Below are 17,708 nucleotides of genomic sequence, written 5' to 3' on the forward strand. Positions count from 1 at the left end.
TATTCGTAACAACTAAACATTCAAATATGCGCCTACTATTTTTCCTTTTATTTACCGCTTTAACTTTCGCTCAACAAACGACCAAAGTTGATTTTATTAAATGCAATGCTTCGTTAATTCCCGAGATGGATACTAAAAAAGTGAATGGCGTTGTTGTCTATGAATTCAAAGTGATTTCGGCTATTGATTCTATCAGAATTGATGCGGTGAATATGACTTTTAGCACAGTTGAGATTAATGGAAAACCGGTAAAATTTAAAAATAGCAACAAAGAGTTGGTTTTATTTGAAGGTTTTACAAAAGGAAAAAATAAACTCAGATTTGCCTATCAAGCATTTCCTAAGCAAACCATGTATTTTAACGCCGGAAGCAACCAAATTTGGACACAAGGACAAGGCAAATACACCAGTCATTGGTTACCGAGTTTTGATGATGTCAATGAAAAAGTGGTTTTTAATTTGAATGTGATTTATGATAAAAATTGTAATGTATTGGCCAATGGTGTTTTAAAGGAAGTATTTCCGGACAAAGACAAAAAAATATGGCTTTATGAAATGCAAAAACCAATGTCTTCCTATTTATTGGCTATTGTTATTGGCGATTTCAGGAACAAAGTCATCGCTTCAAAATCTAGTATTCCGTTGCAGTTTTTTATCCAACCGAAAGACACGGCGAAGTTTGAATCAACGTACAGACATTCGAAAAAAATATTTGATTATTTAGAGCAAGAAATCGGTTATAAATATCCATGGCAAATTTACAAGCAAGTTCCCGTTGAAGATTTTCTTTATGCCGGCATGGAGAATACGAGTTGTACCATTTTTGCCCAAGATTTTGTAGTGGATGAGATTGGTTTTAACGATAGAAATTATGTCAATGTCAACGCACATGAGTTGGCACACCAATGGTTTGGTGATTTGGTTACGGCAAAATCAGGGAAAAATCATTGGCTACAAGAAGGTTTTGCGACTTATTACGCTTTGTTAGCGGAACGCGAAGTTTTTGGTGAGGATTATTTTTACCATCAATTGTATCGAACGTCGTTGCAGTTGAAAAATGCAGCCAAAACCGATACGATTCCGGTAATGCATGAAAAAGCAAGTTCGTTGTCGTTTTACCAAAAAGGCGCTTGGGCTTTGCATGTCATTCGCGAAGCTATTGGTCCGAAATTGTTCCAAAAAGCAGTCAAAACCTATTTGAAAAAGTACCAGTATAAGAATGTCGAAACAGATGAGTTTTTAGCCGAAATCAAGAAAGTTGCGCCTGCATTCAATACAGATGAATTCAAAAAAGTTTGGCTCGAAGATTATCATTTTCAAACCGAAGAAGCCAATGCCTTGTTAAAGAAAAATGCCTTTATGCGAATGCTTTTTGAAACCCAGCAACTGCGTAAAAAGTCACTGACAGAGAACCAACAAAAGTTTACAGATTTATTGAAATCCGATGCTTTTTATCCTGTGAAAACTGAGATTGTTTACCAATTGAAAGACATTGCGTTTAGCGATAAGGTTGCTTTTTTGACTTTGGCTATGCAAACTAATGACATCAAGGTTCGTCAAACTGTAGCAGAATTTACCACTGAAATTCCGTTAGAATTTAAATCGCAATATGAATCATTGTTAGACGATGCTTCTTATGAAACCAAAGAAATTGCTTTTATGAATTTGTGGAAAAACTTTCCGGAAAGCAGAAGCGTTTATTTATCGAAAGCAAAAGATTGGATTGGTGGAAATGACAAGAGTTTGAGGATTTTGTTTTTAACTTTTTCCATTCTTTCAGATGAAAATCAAAGTGAAGAAAAATCAAGATTTTACAATGAATTAGTGGATTATACTTCGGCTAAATATGAAAGCTCGGTGCGCCAAAATGCCATTGTCAATATGTTGTCTATTAATAATAAAGATACTGCAGTTTTAAAAAGTTTGGTCAATGCTACAACCCATCACAAATGGCAGTTCAGCAAGTTTGGTCGTGACAATATCAGAAAATTATTGAAAGAAGATAGTTTTCGTACTGCTTTTGAGACGTTACTACCCACATTACCCGAAGCCGATAAAAACCAACTGCAAAAACTGTTAAGCGAAAAACCATGAGAGCCTTAGTGATTTCGGGTGGTGGAAGTAAAGGGGCGTTTGCCGGTGGCGTGGCGCAATATCTGATGCAGGAAAATGGTTGTGAGTATGATATTCTCATAGGCAGTTCAACCGGTAGTTTGTTAATTCCGCACTTGGCTTTGGGTGAAGTTGATAAGATTTACAATATCTATTCTAATGTCAATATGCGCAGTATTTTTGACATTAGTCCGTTTGTCGTTAAAAATAAAAACACACCACATGAAACCGTTTCCATCAATCATTGGAACGTTTTGAAACAATTTTTAAAAGGCAGGAGAACTTTTGGCGAAAGCCATAAACTTTTGGAATACATTAAAGAAAATTTTACCCGAGAAGAGTTTGTTTTGCTCAAATCAACTGCTTGCGAAGTTGTTGTTACAGTCACAAATCTTTCCAAAAACGAAGTCGAATACAAATCGATTAAAGATTATGATTACGAAGAGTTTTGCGAATGGATTTGGATTTCCTGTAATTACATTCCGTTTATGAGTTTGGTCACCAAAAATGGTTACGAATATGGCGATGGCGGATTTTCGAGTTTGGTTCCGATACGCGAAGCTATAAAGCGTGGTGCTACTGAAGTCGACGTAGTTATTTTGGAAACCGAAGTTCAAGTTCGTACCAAAAAGATTGGTAGCAATCCTTTTTCTTTGATGATTGATTTGTTTCAAACACTTTTGACACAAGTAGAAAAACATGATATCACTATTGGGAAATTGGCGGCTAAGAACAAAGATGCTAAACTCAATTTATACTATACACCAACACAATTGACAGATAATGCATTGATTTTTAACAAAGACAAAATGAAAGATTGGTGGCACAAAGGCTATCAGTATGCTAAAAACAAGAGTGAATTGATGAGTGATAATGTGCAGTGATTTAGGGTTTAAATTTGATAATAAATTCGGTTTCTTCACCCAATTTTGATTTAACACTTATTTCTCCATCTATTCGTTCTACCAAGTTTTTAACTGTTGAAAGACCAATTCCGGTGCCAATATTGTTAAATCGGTCGACTTTATCCAAAGTCGTATACATATCAAATATTTTGTCTAGTTTATCATTTTCTATGCCAATTCCATTGTCTTTAACGCTCAAGTTACAATAACCATCTTCAAATTCAACATCAATATTTATGATTACTTTAGGCTTGTCATTGTATTTGATTGCATTGCTGATGAGGTTTAATAAGATTTGTTCAAAGTAGGATTTGTGATTGAATATTTCAATATTTTGATGTAAATTAATTTCATATTCCTTGGTGGGATTGAGCAACTTATTACAGTTTTTTACGACACTATTAAGAGAGAAGAATTTTTTATCATTGACAGAAATATTTCCTTCTTTATAGGTTTTTAAAGTTGCATCAATGTAATCCTTTAATTTGGATGAAGATTCTTGTATGAAGTTTATATACATTTTAATTTCATCATCTATTTTTTCGCCAAATCCATCTTGAAGTAGGTTAGTTAAACTCAAAATATTGTTCAAAGGTGATTTTATATCATGTGATATTACATGAGAAAAACTCTCTAAATATTTGTAGTTATTGTCTAAAATATTATTTCTAACATTCAATTGATAATTTAATCTTTTGAGTTCCATTAACTTGATTACTTGATTACTGAGTGTTTTTAGTGCTCTTTCCTGGAAACTATTCAATTTTTTAGTTTGATGATCAATAACACATAAAGTTCCCAGTGAAAAACCTTCTGCATCCATTAAAGGAATTCCCGCATAAAAAACAATATTTGGATCTTCAGTCACTAAGGGTGAATTTTTAAAACGATTATCTTCACGGGCATCTTCTACTATGAAAATCTCATCACTTTGAATGGCATGTGCACAGAAAGACACATTTTTTGGTGTTTCTTTGATAGACAAACCATGAGCTGATTTAAACCACTGTCGATTAGCGTCAACAAATGAGATTAATGAAATTGGAGTATTACATATTTCAGAAGCTAATTTTGTTATTTCATCAAAATCACTCTCATTCTCAGTATCCAAGATTTTGTATTCCTCGAGTATTCTGAGGCGTCTATTTTCTTTGAGGATTTGTTTGGTAGTTGTCATAATGGTAGGTTTATACAAATTTAATACTAAATTGAAACTAATAGTATTAAAATTATTTTAAAGTATTGCAATTATATCTGTAAAACAATACTTATATTTGTTTAAAAATGTAAGTATTTTATGTTGGTAAAAGTCTTTGGAAGCGCTGTCTTTGGGGTAGAAGCAACAACTATAACTGTAGAAGTCAATATTGACAAAGGTGTTGGTTATCATTTAGTTGGGTTACCTGATAATGCTATTAAAGAAAGTAGTTATCGCATTGCTGCGGCATTAAAAAACAATGGTTATAGTTTACCGGTAAAGAAAATCATCATCAATATGGCGCCAGCCGATTTGCGCAAAGAAGGTTCGGCTTATGACCTGACTTTGGCTATCGGAATTTTAGCCGCCACCGGACAAATTAAAGCCGATGAAGTTGGTCAATATGTCATTATGGGTGAATTGTCACTTGACGGAAGCTTACAACCCATAAAAGGCGCTTTGTCTATTGCCATTAAAGCCAAAGAAGAAGGTTTTAAAGGGTTTTTTCTACCGATTCAAAATGTAAAAGAAGCAGCTATTGTAACCGGTTTAGAGGTTTATGGCGTAGAAAATGTGTTGCAAGTCATTGATTTTTTTGAAGGTAAAGGAACGATAGAACCTACGGTAATCGACACCCGACATGAGTTCTATAAAACACTTGATTTTCCCGAATTTGATTTTGCCGATGTGAAAGGACAGGAAAGCATCAAACGGTGCATGGAAATTGCTGCCGCGGGTGGTCATAACATTATTCTTATTGGTCCACCAGGTTCCGGAAAAACGATGTTAGCCAAAAGATTACCGAGTATTTTACCACCAATGACTTTGAAAGAAGCATTGGAAACCACTAAAATTCATAGCGTAGCCGGCAAAATAAAAGATGCCGGTTTGATGAACCAAAGACCTTTTCGTAGTCCGCATCACACAGCTTCATCGGTTTCGCTTGTTGGCGGTGGCAGTTATCCGCAACCTGGAGAAATATCTTTAGCACACAATGGTGTTTTGTTTCTAGATGAACTACCTGAGTTTAAAAGAGAAGTTTTGGAAGTGATGCGACAACCGTTGGAAGACCGAGAAGTGACGATTTCTAGAGCCAAATTCACCATTACTTATCCGTCATCATTTATGTTGGTTGCGAGTATGAATCCTAGTCCGGGAGGTTATTTCAACGATCCTGATGCGCCGGTTAGTTCATCACCAGCTGAAATGCAACGCTATTTAAGCAAGATTTCCGGACCATTATTAGACCGAATTGATATACATATTGAAGTCACGCCGGTTCCATTTGAAAAACTTACTGAAACTCGTCCCGCAGAAAGTAGTGTGTTAATTCGGGAACGCGTGACCAAAGCCAGAGAAATTCAATCACAACGGTTTGAAGCATTGGATAACATTCATTACAATGCACAAATGAGTACCAAACAAATCAGAACTTATTGTGCTTTAGACGACACTTCCTTACAGCTTTTGAAAGTGGCCATGGAACGACTGAATTTATCTGCTAGGGCTTATGACAGAATATTGAAAGTCTCAAGAACTATCGCCGATTTAGAACAAGCGGAAACTGTTAGTTCTAATCATATTGCAGAAGCGATTCAATATCGGAGTTTAGATAGAGAGGGTTGGTTGGGATAATTTTGAAAAAATTATACTGCCTTGCCTCCAGCTTCAGCTGGAGGATTTTAAATGAAGATTAATTATAAAATAAGATTTATGCCCTATTTAAAAATATACATCCATTTTGTTTGGAGTACAAAAAACAGAACTCCTTTTTTAAACACAAAGGAATCTCGTGAATTGATTTGGAAGCACATCAAAGAAAATGCCATTTCAAAAGAAATTTATATTGATTTTATTAATGGCTTTGAAGACCATTGTCATTGTTTAATTGCACTGAATATTAATCAGAGTGTTGATAAAATAATGCAACTTATCAAAGGTGAATCTTCATTTTGGATTAACAAAAACAATCATTTGTTTCCGAATTTAAGCGGTAGAAAATTTGAATGGCAAGAAGGATTTTATGCTTCTTCGGTTTCAGAATCAGTTTTGAATAAGGTTAGGAATTATATCAAAAATCAAGAAAAACACCATGGAAAAAAATCTTTTGAGGACGAGATTGAGGAGATGTTTACTGACAAAGAGTGTTCCGACTGAAGTCGGAACCAAGTCAAAATCATTTCATGATTTGAATTTATAATACCTCGCGCCAACCAATACCGGATTTTCTTTTTCAATCGAATCCAAATAAAACTCATTTTTCGGAGCAATAACAGATTGTTTTACTTCTTTTTTATGGAGTTTTTCATAAATTAGGAAATCAATAGCTTTGCATTGTTCCAAAGCCTCAAAAAGTTTTACTTTTTCTATGGCTGATTGCCATTCAGTATTAACTTCGGCTTCGAAGACTTTTGACTTGGAACCGCTTCCGTAGGCGATGAATCCCAATTTTTTATTGGTCAAATCTGAATTTTGTTTGAAATGATAACAAAGCGTGGACAATAATCCTAAGAAAATAGAACCGGTGTAAATATTCCCAATTTGTCCTGAAGCGATTTCAGAAGGCAAAATCTTGTCATTTACTAAAGCTAAATATTCCGGACTTTTGGCTAAGGCTTTGATTTTGTCTTTGGTGGTTTCTCCGACTTGAGCATCTAATAATTCCGGATTTTCTTTGGCAAAAATTTTGATAAAAGTTCTTCTGCCTTGAAAGCAATAGGGAAGATGCATTAAAATATTTGCCCAGTTTTCATAGATTTTTCCGCTTTGGTTGCTTTCGGATTTGTAATGTTCATAGGCTTCAGAAATTCGGTTGATGTAACACTGATTCGAATATTGTCCGTCGAATACCGGTTGTTCTTTGTAGATTGAAATTTCATTTTCTAAAACACCATGCCATTCGGGATTATGGTTTAAAGGTAAATCTTCTTTACTGACAGAACGACGAGGCTTAAAGAAGTCAAAAACGCCTTCTGTTGAAACACCTACTTCATTTGAAAAGCTCAAAATTCTTGGTTCAGCAGTGATTAGCATCGCAATAGCACCGGCGCCTTGAGTGTATTCTCCCGTCGAATTTAAATCGTATTTGGCATTGTCAGAAGCAATTACCATCGCTTTTTTGTTTGGATTTAACCGAATGTAATCGAGGCAATTTTGCAATGCATCAATCGCTCCAATGCAGGCAAAAGTCAAATCGACTACATCACAATTTCGGAAACTGCCTTCGCCTAAAACATTTTCCAAATTCGATACAACATATGAAGCCACAGGTTTTGAACTATCGACTCCGCTTTCGGTTCCCACATAAATTCGGTTAATTTCTTTTGGGTTTAAATTTTCTTGTCGGATGAGTTTTAAAGCCGCATTCGAAGCCATGGTGACTACATCTTGATGAACATCCAAAAAGCTCATTTTGTGTAAACCCAAGCCTTTGATAAGCTTGTCGGCTTCAATGTTTCTATTTTCCGCTAAAGTAGTTATTGGTAGGTATAATTGCGGAATATCAAATGCGATACTGTCGATGCCTGCTTTCATTTATTTTCGTTTTTTGCATTACAAAATTAAAAAAGACAACCTCAAAATGAATTGAAATTGTCTTTAAAATTAGCTTGTTAGACACGATTTATGATATATGCAAAAAAGGCGACATTTAATTTTTAAATTGTGAGTTTTGTTAAAAATAACTGATTTTTTTAATCGATTAGTGCTGAGAAAGTATCGCCTTGTTTAATATCGCCTGAGCTGTAACCTTTTTTGAACCAATACATTCTTTGCTCCGAAGTTCCATGGGTGAAACTATCGGGTTGAACATGACCTTGCATTTTGCTTTGAATGGCATCGTCACCTACAGCATGAGCCGCACTCAAAGCTTCTTCTATGTCGCCTTCTTCCAAAAGGTTTTTGTTGTAATGTGCCCAAACACCGGCGTAAAAATCAGCTTGTAATTCTAAGGCAACCGAAAGTTTATTTGCTTCGGTCTTGCTTTTGTTTTGTTGTAACTGACGAACTTTTCCGGAAGTTCCCAAGATAGTTTGCAAATGATGTCCCATCTCATGTGCGATTACATAAGCAATGGCAAAATCACCACCTTGGGCTCCAAATCGGGTTTTTAATTCTTCAAAAAAGCGTAAATCCATGTATATTTTTTTGTCAGCCGGACAATAGAAAGGGCCTGAAGCCGAGGTTGCACTCCCACAACCTGTGTTGACACCGTCGTCAAAAATGACCATGCCGGGCTCTTCAAAATCCATATTGTTTTCTTGGAAAATTGTAGCCCAAGTTTCGTTGTTGTACACAAAACAAGATTTAGAGAATTCTCCCAATTCTTTTTCTTCAGCTGATAATTCTCGGGTTTTTGTGCCTTCAACTTGTGTTTCGGTTCCTTGCGTTTGTTGGATTATATTGCCTATGGTTTGTCCGGTTTCGCCACCGAACATTTGGAGTAACAAAACTATAATTCCTATAACTCCGCCACCTAAAAGTGCTTTGCCACCGCCAGACATGCCTCTACGGTCTTCAAAATTCTCACTTTCTTTTTTTTGCCATTTCATGAGTTTGTAATTTTTAATTCAACTTCATTAAATCTTTAATGATTTTTTCTAATAGTTCTTTATCTATTGGTTTCGGAATATAATCGTTCATTCCGTTTTCTATACATTTTTCTTTTTCACCAACCACTGTTCCGGCGGTTAATGCTATGATTGGAATGTCTGAAGCATTTGGCAATTGTCTGATGGCTACGGTTGATTCATAACCGTTCATAATGGGCATTTGAATGTCCATCAAAATTAAATCAGGCGTTACAGTTTGTACTTTTTCAAAAGCTTCTTTACCGTTTTCGAGTTCTATAATTTGTGCATTTGGTAAAATTTGTTTGACCAATGTTTTGGCTAAAAGCATGTTAATTTTATTGTCTTCTACGATAAAAATAACTTTGTCTGCTGTGGTGATAACATTTGAAGCATGGTTTGATTTTTCTGAATAATCAATCGATTTATTGTTTTCTGTAGATAAATTAGAATAAGTTACATCTAAAATAAAACTAAACTCACTTCCTTTATTAGGTTCGCTGGTTAGCTCTAATTTGCTATTCATTAAACTCAAAAGTTGGTTTGAAATAGTAAGCCCTAGACCGGTTCCGCCAAACCTTTTAGATGTTGAATTGTCTTCTTGAGAGAATGCTTCAAATATTTTTAGTTGGTTACTTTTTTTAATGCCGATTCCCGTGTCTTTAACTGCAAATTGTAATTGAATACTGTCTTCGTCGATTACTTTGAAGGTAGTAACAGATAAATCTATGCTGCCTTTTTCCGTAAATTTAACAGCATTACTTAGCAAGTTGATTAAGATTTGTTTTAGGCGAATGTAATCTACCCAAATGTATTTTGGAACCTCTTTTTCAATATTTAGATTGAGTTTTAGGTTTTTGAGATTGGCTTCATATTGAATCAAATCTACTACTTGATTCAGTAATTCGGTGATATTGATTTTGTCAACATCGAGTTCCAATTTGCCTGATTCTATTTTAGAGAAGTCGAGAATGTTATTGATAACTTCCATCAAAGAGTTAGCTGATTGGTTGATGGTATTCATGTATTTTTTTTGGATATTTTCCAAATTGGTATTCATCAACAGTTCAGTGAAACCTATGATTCCGTTCAAAGGCGTTCTGATTTCGTGACTCATATTGGCTAAGAATTCTGATTTGGCTCTATTAGCCGCTTCTGCATAATTTTTCGCTTTGATGGCTTCTTCGGCTTCTATTCTTGTGGTGATGTCAATGAAAATCCCAACTATATATACAATATCATTGTTCTTGAAAATAGGTTCGCCAAATTCTTCTACCCAAATTGATTGTCCTGATTTATTGACTATTCTATAGATTAAATGAACTTTTTGCTTGTTTTTAAATAATTCATCTGCTTTGTCCTTAACGATATTTATATCATCAGGATGTACCAAATCGATGTAAAATATTTTATTGTTCAAGAAATCTTCTTTAGGATGGCCTGTGAGTTTTTCTATTTCGTCATTAAGGTAAATTTTTGACCATTTTTCATCATATTTTGAAAGATGAACCGTTCCGGGAATGTTATTGGCTAAAAGTCTAAACTTTTCTTCACTTTCTTTGATGATACCTTCATTGATGTTTCTCTCAAACGCAGAAGAAATGTTATTAGCCAATGATTGTAATATCGTAATTTCATCAATAGACCAAGCTCTTTCAAGAGTAGAATCATCAAAAACTAAAAAGCCGTGCAAGTCATTTTTGACAAAAATAGGAAGAAACAAAACAGATTTAATTTCAAAAGCTTCTAAGAATTTTCGTGTGGTTTCATCTTTTATTTTTCTGACTATAGCAGCGTAATAATAATTTTCCTCCATGAATTTCATCACATAGGAAAGCATATTTGGCGTTATGTTCTGCAATGTTTCTCTTGGTTGTGCAAATCCATTTTCAGTGGCTAACCAACGGTGTTTTTGATAGTAAAGAATGTCTTTTTCATTCTTAGCAAAAAAAGAAATCCTATCGACTTTCAATACTTTCCCAATTTCATTTACAATGCCTTTAAGGGTTTCATCAGTGTTTTTGTTGAGTAAGAATTTGTCAATATTTTTACTGATTACGGTCAAAATTTCACTCTTGTAAGACAGCTTTTTGTCTGATTCGAGTAGCAATTGTGATTCGATGGCAATCGCTATTAAATCGGCTATAGAACGCGCAAAGTTGATGTCTTCATTGTCCCATTCAAAAGCATTTTCGGTTTTCTCAAAACACAGTATTCCAATTATTTTTCCATTGATAAATATTGGCGTGTCAAGCAATGACATAATACCGTTTTTGGGAATATAATCATAGCAAAGTTCTTGGGTAATTGAGTTGTTGTAAACATTCGAAGCTACGATTTGCATACCGGTTTCAATGTTTTCAAAATAGTTGGGATATGCTTCTTTTCCTAAGAAAAAGTTTTTCTCAAAACGGTCACTTTTTAAATAATACAAGCTTTCACATTTTAATCCTTCCGGAATGTATGACCAATAACCAACGCGATCAATTGAACAATTTGTTGATGCTACTTTGAGTATGTTCTTGAGAATTCCGTTAAACGTATCTTTGTTGGAATAACTTTGAGAAGTTAAAACTTTTAATGTTTCATTGTGAATTCTAACTTTTTTACTTCGATTGTAATGTTCGATCTCTAGATTTTTAACCAAAGTAATATCTCTGGCAATGGCCGAATAGCCAATAACTTCGCCAAAATCATTTCTTTTTAAAGTCACTTTTTGAGAAACCCAAATGGTCTCTCCGTCTTTTTTTAGCAACGGAAACACTAAATCATTGTATTCTTGGCTTTCGGGTATTTCTTTGTAAAAATCAGTTACATAGTCAAGATAATCTGCACGGACAAAATTGGAAAAATGCTTGCTTAAGATGTCTTCTTTTTCGTAATTGAGCATTTTTACGGCGAATTGATTTACATAGGTAACCATTGCGTTCAAATCAATTTCGTAGATTAAATCGGCAGCCGATTCTATCAAACTACGGTATTGGTCTTTGATTTTTATTTGCTCTGTTACATCTTGTCCAATGCCTATGATTACATCATCTGAGTACTTTTTGTCTTTCCATTGGATGAATTTATAGTCGCCGTTTTTACATTTTAATTTTCGGATGTAAGTTCGGTCATTGATGAAATTTTCGTGATAGGCTTCGCCAATAAATTCGGGATCTTCGGTTAGTTTCCAGAAGCCCATTCCTAATACGTCTTTAACTTTATATCCTAAAATAGTTTCTATTGATTCGCTACAAAATGAAATTTCACCTTTGGTATTGGCTGTCATAATCAGCGAATTTCCATTGTTGACAATAATGTCGGAAAAAAGAAATTTGTTTTTGGTCTCCAATAGCGCTAAGTGTCTTGAAATATGAATGGCTACAGTAGAAAGAAAGGTACAAACCAATAAAACAGTCAATTTGGTTTCAATCAACTCTGTTTGATAGCTAAAGATTAAAAATGTAAAAATGCTTAAGACAAAAATCCAATATTGAAGTACATTTTTAGCCACAAAATAGGAAAGAAAAAAAGCAACAATAAAACTCGCGTAAGAGATGATTTCAAAAGGCTTAAAGAATAAGTTGTAGCCAATAAAGAAGAAATAACCAAGATAAAACAAAGGGAAAATGATGGTTATTCGTTTGTGGAAATAATCATATTGACTACATAAAAAATAAAACAGCAACATCAGTGCTCCAACGGTAAAATTAATTCCAACGTGCTGCGTAGCCCGCAATTGAAAAACATCAACTATAGTTTCTATCAATGGAATCGTAATTCCAAAAAAGAGAAAATAAATTCGAAATTGTTCTTCTTTGGGTTCAAATTCTGAGTAGCTTTTACTGAGGTTTAGTTTTTTGTGTAAAGTTTTGTGGATGGCTGTATAAAATAGCAATGAGATAATCAATAATAAACCGATTATTATATAACTATTGATATTGGCAAATGAAAAAAGATAACTCAATGTATGGCAGATGTTTAATCAATTAAACAATATGAATTTAAAATATTAACTTTCGCACTAAATATACACAAAAATAAAAACTCTGTTCGCTTTTTAAAATCTTAATTTAAGAAAACCAATTTAATAACTTTTTCATAGTCTTTAATTTGCCTTTGTAAGGTGCGTATCTAGACGGAATGTCAAGCCAATTCCCTTTTTTCACCACTGCTTTTTGATGGGAAAAAAGATCAAAACTAAGTTTTCCGTGATAAGCGCCTATGCCGCTGTGACCAACACCGCCAAAGGGTAATCTTTTATTGGCAAAATGAATTACGGTATCGTTAATACAACCACCGCCAAAGGAATAGTTAGCCATTATTTTTTGAGCAAAAGCTTTGTTTTCGGTGAAAACATATAGTGAAAGCGGTTTTTCATATTGCATAATTATTGCTTCCAAATCGGCTTCAGTTTCATAACTTAAAATAGGTAATATCGGGCCAAAAATTTCCTCTTGCATCACCAAACTTTCTAAGTTGGGATTGTCTAACAAAGTAGGAGCAATGTAAAAATCTTCAGCTGTTGTTTTTCCGCCCAAAAGAACGGTTTGGTTTTCTAAAAAGGACACTTGTCGTTTCCAGTTTTTTTTATTGATGATACGAGGAAAATCAGGTGATTTTTCCGGATTTTCTCCGTAAGCTGTAATGATTTCTTCTTTAAGAAAATCAATCAATTTTGGTTTAATACTATGGTGAACCAAAAGATAATCGGGCGCAATACACGTTTGTCCCGCATTTAGGAATTTGCCCCAAACGATTCGCTTGGCAGTCAATCTTAAATGGGCACTTTGTTCAATAATACATGGATTTTTACCGCCCAATTCCAAAGTAACCGGCGTCAGATGTTCCGCAGCAGCTTTGGCTATAATTTTTCCAACAGCAACACTTCCGGTGAAGAAAATATAATCCCAACGTTGTGCCAATAATTCTTGAGCCACTTCAGTGCCGCCTTCTATACATTCGACATGATTTTTATCAAAGGTTTCGCTGATTATTTTGGCAATAATTTTAGAAGTATTCGGTGTCAACTCCGATGGCTTTACTATGACTTGATTTCCGGCTGCAACGGCTGCAATTAATGGCGCCAAAGCCAATTGGTACGGATAATTCCAAGGTGCGATAATCAGTACTTTACCATAAGGTTCTTTATACAGATAATCGGTAGATGGAAAATTTAAAAAAGAAGGCAAAACCCATTTAGGTTTTGCCCATTTATTGATGTTTTTGATCGTATGTTTTAATTCAGCTACTACATAACTGGTTTCAGTTACAACCGCTTCAAAAGCCGGTTTTTTGAAATCATCATACAAAGCCTGAATGATTTCGACTTCCTGTTCCTGAACGGCATTTAGTAATTTCAGTAACGATTGTTTTCTGTAATTGAGGTCCGTTTTAAAAATCATAGTAGGTTCTGTTAGCTAGGCTAATATAGGATTTTTTAACAGACAATTTTATTTTTTGTTACAGAAATGCCCAACGGAATCCGGTGTAAATATCACCTTGTTTGCTATCGCTAATTAAAGCCGATACTAAAGAACTTGTACCAAGATAAAAACCGCCTAATCTAAATCCAAGGCCAACATTCGTCCCTGATATTTCATTAAAAGTAACCGGAACATAAGTTTCAAAGAAGCCTAAATTTACTCTTGGCGTAATACTGAAAATATTAGGAACGGTAATCTGCTCGTTGCCAGCATCTTCGTTTAGCTTTTGTTGCAAATAAGCCGTTACATAAATTTTGGGAATAATTCTAAAATCAGCATAAGTGGAAAGTACGGTTGGTAATTTTACTTTGAAATTAGTCTCACCGCTAGTTTGTGTTAAATAACCACTATCAGTAAGTATCTGCTCAACATCTCTAAGACTGTCAACATCTTCAAAGCTGCTCAAATCTAAACCTTGTGGGTTTTGAACAGTTGGTTGGATGTCTAAAACATAATTGGTTGACGAATTATTATCGTCTTTAAAAGTCATACTGCCAATATTTCTAATGGCTAAACCGGCATTTACTTTGTAATCTTTTCCTTTTTTCCATTGGTAATTAAAACCGATATCTCCGGCAAAACCGTTTAATCCGCCAAAAATAGATTTACTGTAATCATCAAAATTGGTAAAACTTTCCGCCAGATTTCCGGAGTAAGCAATGTTTAAACTAGCAGGTGAATTGGTTGTCAAATAAGCCCCTGAGGCATTTTCGTTAACGGTTCCGTTAAGGTTGCTCAAACCAAAGTTAGAGTAAGAACCCGGAAATAGTATTTTCAAAGTAACACCCGCGCTGAAACGATGTTTTTCAGTTTCAAAAACAGTACGAGCCGCAGACAAACCAACTTCACCGTAGGAAGTTCCGCTTAGTCTTTGATTGCCTGGATTGTTTAAAAGGGTTGTGTTTAATATGATATTGTTATTGGTAATTGCATTTCCGATGGTAGGATCAATATCTACCATGTCAAATTTGGCATAGGCTTTTGTTGTAATAGCAAATCCCCATTTTTGCCAACGCATTGCAAATCCCGGACCTAGAATTTCAGTATCAATTCGGGCGTTTACCGGACTTGAACCTTGAAACAATAATTGCTCAAAATCGGTATCCGAATTGAAATCACTAAAAGCGATTTTGTTATTCGACACATTAAAACTTAAGCCATAAATATTGACTTCAAATTTTTTGGACAAATTGGCCAATTCAGCCGGATTAATATTGGCATTCAAAATACCAATACGACTCGAGGTGCTAATCCCTGAATAATGGTCTTGTGCAAAAGTGTTTAGACCAATAAGCAAACATACGGTTAAAATGATTTTTTTCATACTTGGTTTGATTTAGGTTATAACAGTTGGGTTTTCAAAAATCCTAACGTATTTATAAACGTAAAAGTAGTCTTTTTAGTTTATACAGCGTTCCAAATTACCTCATTTGGTGTTGGAGCGATGATTTCTATAGTTTCCTTCGTTACCGGATGGATGAAAACCAATTTTCGGGCGTGAAGATGGATGCCGCCGTCAGGATTGCTTCGGTCAAAGCCATATTTTAAATCGCCTTTAATAGGACAACCTATAGCCGACAATTGTGCTCTGATTTGGTGGTGTCTTCCGGTATGCAGATTGATTTCTAAAGCAAAATAATTGTTGAGTTCTTTGATGATTTTGTAATCTAAACTCGCTTTTTTGCTTTCCGGAACTTCTTTAAAATGGGCTTTAGAAGTGTTGTTTTTTTCGTTTCGTTTCAGAAAATGAACCAAATTGTCTTCTGTCTTTGGTGGTTTGTTTTTCACCACAGCCCAATACGTTTTTTGTGTTTCTCTTTTGCTGAACAATTCATTCAAACGAGTCAAAGCTTTACTCGTTCGTGCAAAAACAACAATGCCTGTAGTTGGTCGGTCTAATCGATGGACTACGCCAAGAAAAACTTCTCCTGGCTTGTTGTATTTTTCTTTTATGTATTCTTTAACGACTTCAGAAAGCGGTTTGTCTCCGGTTTTATCACCTTGCACTATATCGCCTACACGTTTGTTAACCACAATGATGTGATTGTCTTCGTGAAGAATTTGCAGATTGTCTTTGTTGGAAACTATTTTCAAAATCGATTGTTAGATTGTTAGATTTTTGGATTTTTAGATTGTCAAGGTAGAACGAAATTTAGATGTCATTTTTATGATAGTGTCTAAATTATTAACTAATTTATCCAACTCTAATTGATTGATGTACCCTAAATCATAAGCAATCAATAATTGTGTTTCGATTTCATAAATTGAACCAATAGCAATTTCAAGAAATCTAGAAAAATCTTTGTTGCTGTTTCTTGAACAACCTTCTGCAATATTTGAAGGAACTGAAACGGAAGCTCTTCTTAACTGATTTGTTAATCCAAATTTTTCGTTATCAGGAAAATTTGCAGTTGTAGCATAAATATGTGAACAAAATTCTCGACTTAATTTCCAAATTTCCAAATCTTTAAATCTGTGCATATCTCTAAATAATCTAAAAATCCAACAATCTAAAAATCTAAAAATCTGAATTAATATTGCTCATTCTTATTAGGAAAATCACTCGACTTCACATCCGCCACATAATTCCCAATTGCGGAAGTCATTTGTTCGTATAAATTTAAATAACGTCTAAGGAATCTCGGACTGAATTCATTGTTCATGCCCAGCATATCGTGAATAACTAAAACTTGTCCGTCAACACCGCCGCCGGCTCCGATACCAATTACCGGAATCGAAATCGTTTTGGCCACTTTTTCCGCCAAAGCCGCCGGAATTTTTTCTAAAACCAAGGCAAAACAGCCTATTCTTTCCAATAATTTAGCATCTTCAATTAGCTTTTCTGCTTCGGCTTCTTCTTTAGCGCGAACGGTGTAAGTTCCGAATTTGTATATCGATTGTGGCGTCAAACCCAAATGTCCCATGACCGGAATTCCCGCATTCAAAATGCGTTTAATACTTTCTTTGATTTCGCTTCCGCCTTCTAATTTTACCGCATGTCCACCACTTTCCTTCATGATTCTAATCGCCGAACGCAACGCTTCTTTCGGGTCACTTTGGTAACTTCCGAAAGGCAAATCCACCACAACCAAAGCTCTTTCAATAGCTCTAACAACAGAAGAAGCATGATAAATCATTTGGTCTAAAGTAATCGGCAAAGTCGTTTCGTGACCGGCCATTACGTTACTCGCAGAATCGCCCACCAAGATTACATCAACACCGGCAGTATCTACAATCTTTGCCATGGTGAAATCATAAGCGGTAAGCATCGATATTTTTTCGCCATTGGCTTTCATGTCAAAAAGTGACTTGGTAGTGATTCTCTTGTAATCTTTTTTTGCTGTCGACATTGCTATATTTTTATAAAGTAAAGTTAATAAAAAGGAATTGTAAAATTTCACAAAATCTCTTTCTTACAGTTAGCAAAGGTGTAACTATTTTTTTAAGTGATGTAC

The 17,708-nt window shown here is 34.8% G+C and carries 13 protein-coding genes; 4 read left to right on the top strand and 9 right to left on the bottom strand.

All coding sequences use genetic code 11. From position 1 onward, the window contains the following. Positions 1 to 26 precede the first annotated feature (26 nt). Positions 27 to 2,093 carry a M1 family metallopeptidase gene (locus ACK4R1_RS08890; RefSeq protein WP_409686030.1) on the top strand — a complete coding sequence of 689 codons (2,067 nt, stop codon included), beginning with the start codon at positions 27 to 29 and terminating at the stop codon, positions 2,091 to 2,093. Next, positions 2,090 to 2,995 (top strand): patatin family protein, encoded by a 906-nt coding sequence (locus ACK4R1_RS08895; RefSeq protein ID WP_409686032.1) that lies wholly within the window; start codon positions 2,090 to 2,092, stop codon positions 2,993 to 2,995. Before ACK4R1_RS08890 ends, ACK4R1_RS08895 begins: the two co-directional genes overlap by 4 nt. A gap of 1 nt (position 2,996) precedes the next feature. Here the strand turns inward: ACK4R1_RS08895 and ACK4R1_RS08900 are convergent, their stop codons facing one another. Further along, a complete protein-coding gene (locus ACK4R1_RS08900; protein ID WP_409686034.1) occupies positions 2,997 to 4,193 on the bottom strand; it encodes a sensor histidine kinase in 1,197 nt (398 codons plus the stop codon). Positions 4,194 to 4,313: 120 nt separating this feature from the next. On the opposite strand from ACK4R1_RS08900, the gene ACK4R1_RS08905 reads away from it, so the two are divergent. Both ACK4R1_RS08905 and tnpA read left to right on the top strand, forming a co-directional pair. Continuing rightward, positions 4,314 to 5,849: a YifB family Mg chelatase-like AAA ATPase gene (locus ACK4R1_RS08905; RefSeq protein WP_409686035.1), complete on the top strand. Its 1,536-nt coding sequence runs from the start codon at positions 4,314 to 4,316 to the stop codon at positions 5,847 to 5,849. 78 nt (positions 5,850 to 5,927) lie between these two features. Continuing rightward, on the top strand, positions 5,928 to 6,371 hold the full coding sequence (gene tnpA / locus ACK4R1_RS08910) for an IS200/IS605 family transposase (protein ID WP_409686037.1): 444 nt from the start codon (positions 5,928 to 5,930) through the stop codon (positions 6,369 to 6,371). Positions 6,372 to 6,395: 24 nt separating this feature from the next. Here tnpA and ACK4R1_RS08915 read toward each other — a convergent pair whose 3' ends face one another. The 8 genes from ACK4R1_RS08915 to panB all read right to left on the bottom strand — a co-directional run bounded on the left by ACK4R1_RS08915 (position 6,396) and on the right by panB (position 17,603). Next, positions 6,396 to 7,748: a hydroxymethylglutaryl-CoA synthase family protein gene (locus ACK4R1_RS08915; RefSeq protein ID WP_409686039.1), complete on the bottom strand. Its 1,353-nt coding sequence runs from the start codon at positions 7,746 to 7,748 to the stop codon at positions 6,396 to 6,398. A 158-nt stretch (positions 7,749 to 7,906) separates the two neighbouring features. Then, positions 7,907 to 8,764 (bottom strand): neutral zinc metallopeptidase, encoded by an 858-nt coding sequence (locus tag ACK4R1_RS08920; RefSeq protein WP_409686041.1) that lies wholly within the window; start codon positions 8,762 to 8,764, stop codon positions 7,907 to 7,909. Positions 8,765 to 8,777: 13 nt separating this feature from the next. Next, on the bottom strand, positions 8,778 to 12,734 hold the full coding sequence (locus ACK4R1_RS08925) for a PAS domain S-box protein (protein WP_409686043.1): 3,957 nt from the start codon (positions 12,732 to 12,734) through the stop codon (positions 8,778 to 8,780). A gap of 106 nt (positions 12,735 to 12,840) precedes the next feature. Continuing rightward, positions 12,841 to 14,172 (bottom strand): aldehyde dehydrogenase, encoded by a 1,332-nt coding sequence (locus ACK4R1_RS08930; protein WP_409686045.1) that lies wholly within the window; start codon positions 14,170 to 14,172, stop codon positions 12,841 to 12,843. 58 nt (positions 14,173 to 14,230) lie between these two features. Continuing rightward, the gene (locus ACK4R1_RS08935; RefSeq protein WP_409686047.1) at positions 14,231 to 15,577 is read right to left on the bottom strand and encodes a DUF5723 family protein; all 1,347 of its coding nucleotides are present in this window, start codon (positions 15,575 to 15,577) and stop codon (positions 14,231 to 14,233) included. Between the two features lie 80 nt (positions 15,578 to 15,657). After that, the gene (locus tag ACK4R1_RS08940; protein WP_409686049.1) at positions 15,658 to 16,347 is read right to left on the bottom strand and encodes an RluA family pseudouridine synthase; all 690 of its coding nucleotides are present in this window, start codon (positions 16,345 to 16,347) and stop codon (positions 15,658 to 15,660) included. A 33-nt stretch (positions 16,348 to 16,380) separates the two neighbouring features. Then, positions 16,381 to 16,734, bottom strand: a complete 354-nt coding sequence (locus ACK4R1_RS08945; RefSeq protein ID WP_409686051.1) for a four helix bundle protein — start codon at positions 16,732 to 16,734, stop codon at positions 16,381 to 16,383. A gap of 50 nt (positions 16,735 to 16,784) precedes the next feature. Then, on the bottom strand, positions 16,785 to 17,603 hold the full coding sequence (panB, locus tag ACK4R1_RS08950; RefSeq protein ID WP_409686053.1) for a 3-methyl-2-oxobutanoate hydroxymethyltransferase: 819 nt from the start codon (positions 17,601 to 17,603) through the stop codon (positions 16,785 to 16,787). Positions 17,604 to 17,708 lie beyond the last annotated feature (105 nt).

It is taken from the genome of Flavobacterium sp. (genome assembly GCF_046293665.1).
Taxonomy (GTDB): Bacteria; Bacteroidota; Bacteroidia; order Flavobacteriales; family Flavobacteriaceae; genus Flavobacterium.

Excerpts from the sequence above, each read along its gene's own strand:
- ACK4R1_RS08935 (WP_409686047.1), bottom strand. The coding sequence starts at position 15,577 with ATGAAAAAAATCATTTTAACCGTATGTTTGCTTATTGGTCTAAACACT.
- ACK4R1_RS08915 (WP_409686039.1), bottom strand. The coding sequence starts at position 7,748 with ATGAAAGCAGGCATCGACAGTATCGCATTTGATATTCCGCAATTATAC.
- ACK4R1_RS08890 (WP_409686030.1), top strand. The coding sequence starts at position 27 with ATGCGCCTACTATTTTTCCTTTTATTTACCGCTTTAACTTTCGCTCAA.
- tnpA (WP_409686037.1), top strand. The coding sequence starts at position 5,928 with ATGCCCTATTTAAAAATATACATCCATTTTGTTTGGAGTACAAAAAAC.
- ACK4R1_RS08905 (WP_409686035.1), top strand. The coding sequence starts at position 4,314 with ATGTTGGTAAAAGTCTTTGGAAGCGCTGTCTTTGGGGTAGAAGCAACA.
- ACK4R1_RS08900 (WP_409686034.1), bottom strand. The coding sequence starts at position 4,193 with ATGACAACTACCAAACAAATCCTCAAAGAAAATAGACGCCTCAGAATA.
- panB (WP_409686053.1), bottom strand. The coding sequence starts at position 17,603 with ATGTCGACAGCAAAAAAAGATTACAAGAGAATCACTACCAAGTCACTT.
- ACK4R1_RS08895 (WP_409686032.1), top strand. The coding sequence starts at position 2,090 with ATGAGAGCCTTAGTGATTTCGGGTGGTGGAAGTAAAGGGGCGTTTGCC.
- ACK4R1_RS08945 (WP_409686051.1), bottom strand. The coding sequence starts at position 16,734 with ATGCACAGATTTAAAGATTTGGAAATTTGGAAATTAAGTCGAGAATTT.
- ACK4R1_RS08920 (WP_409686041.1), bottom strand. The coding sequence starts at position 8,764 with ATGAAATGGCAAAAAAAAGAAAGTGAGAATTTTGAAGACCGTAGAGGC.
- ACK4R1_RS08930 (WP_409686045.1), bottom strand. The coding sequence starts at position 14,172 with ATGATTTTTAAAACGGACCTCAATTACAGAAAACAATCGTTACTGAAA.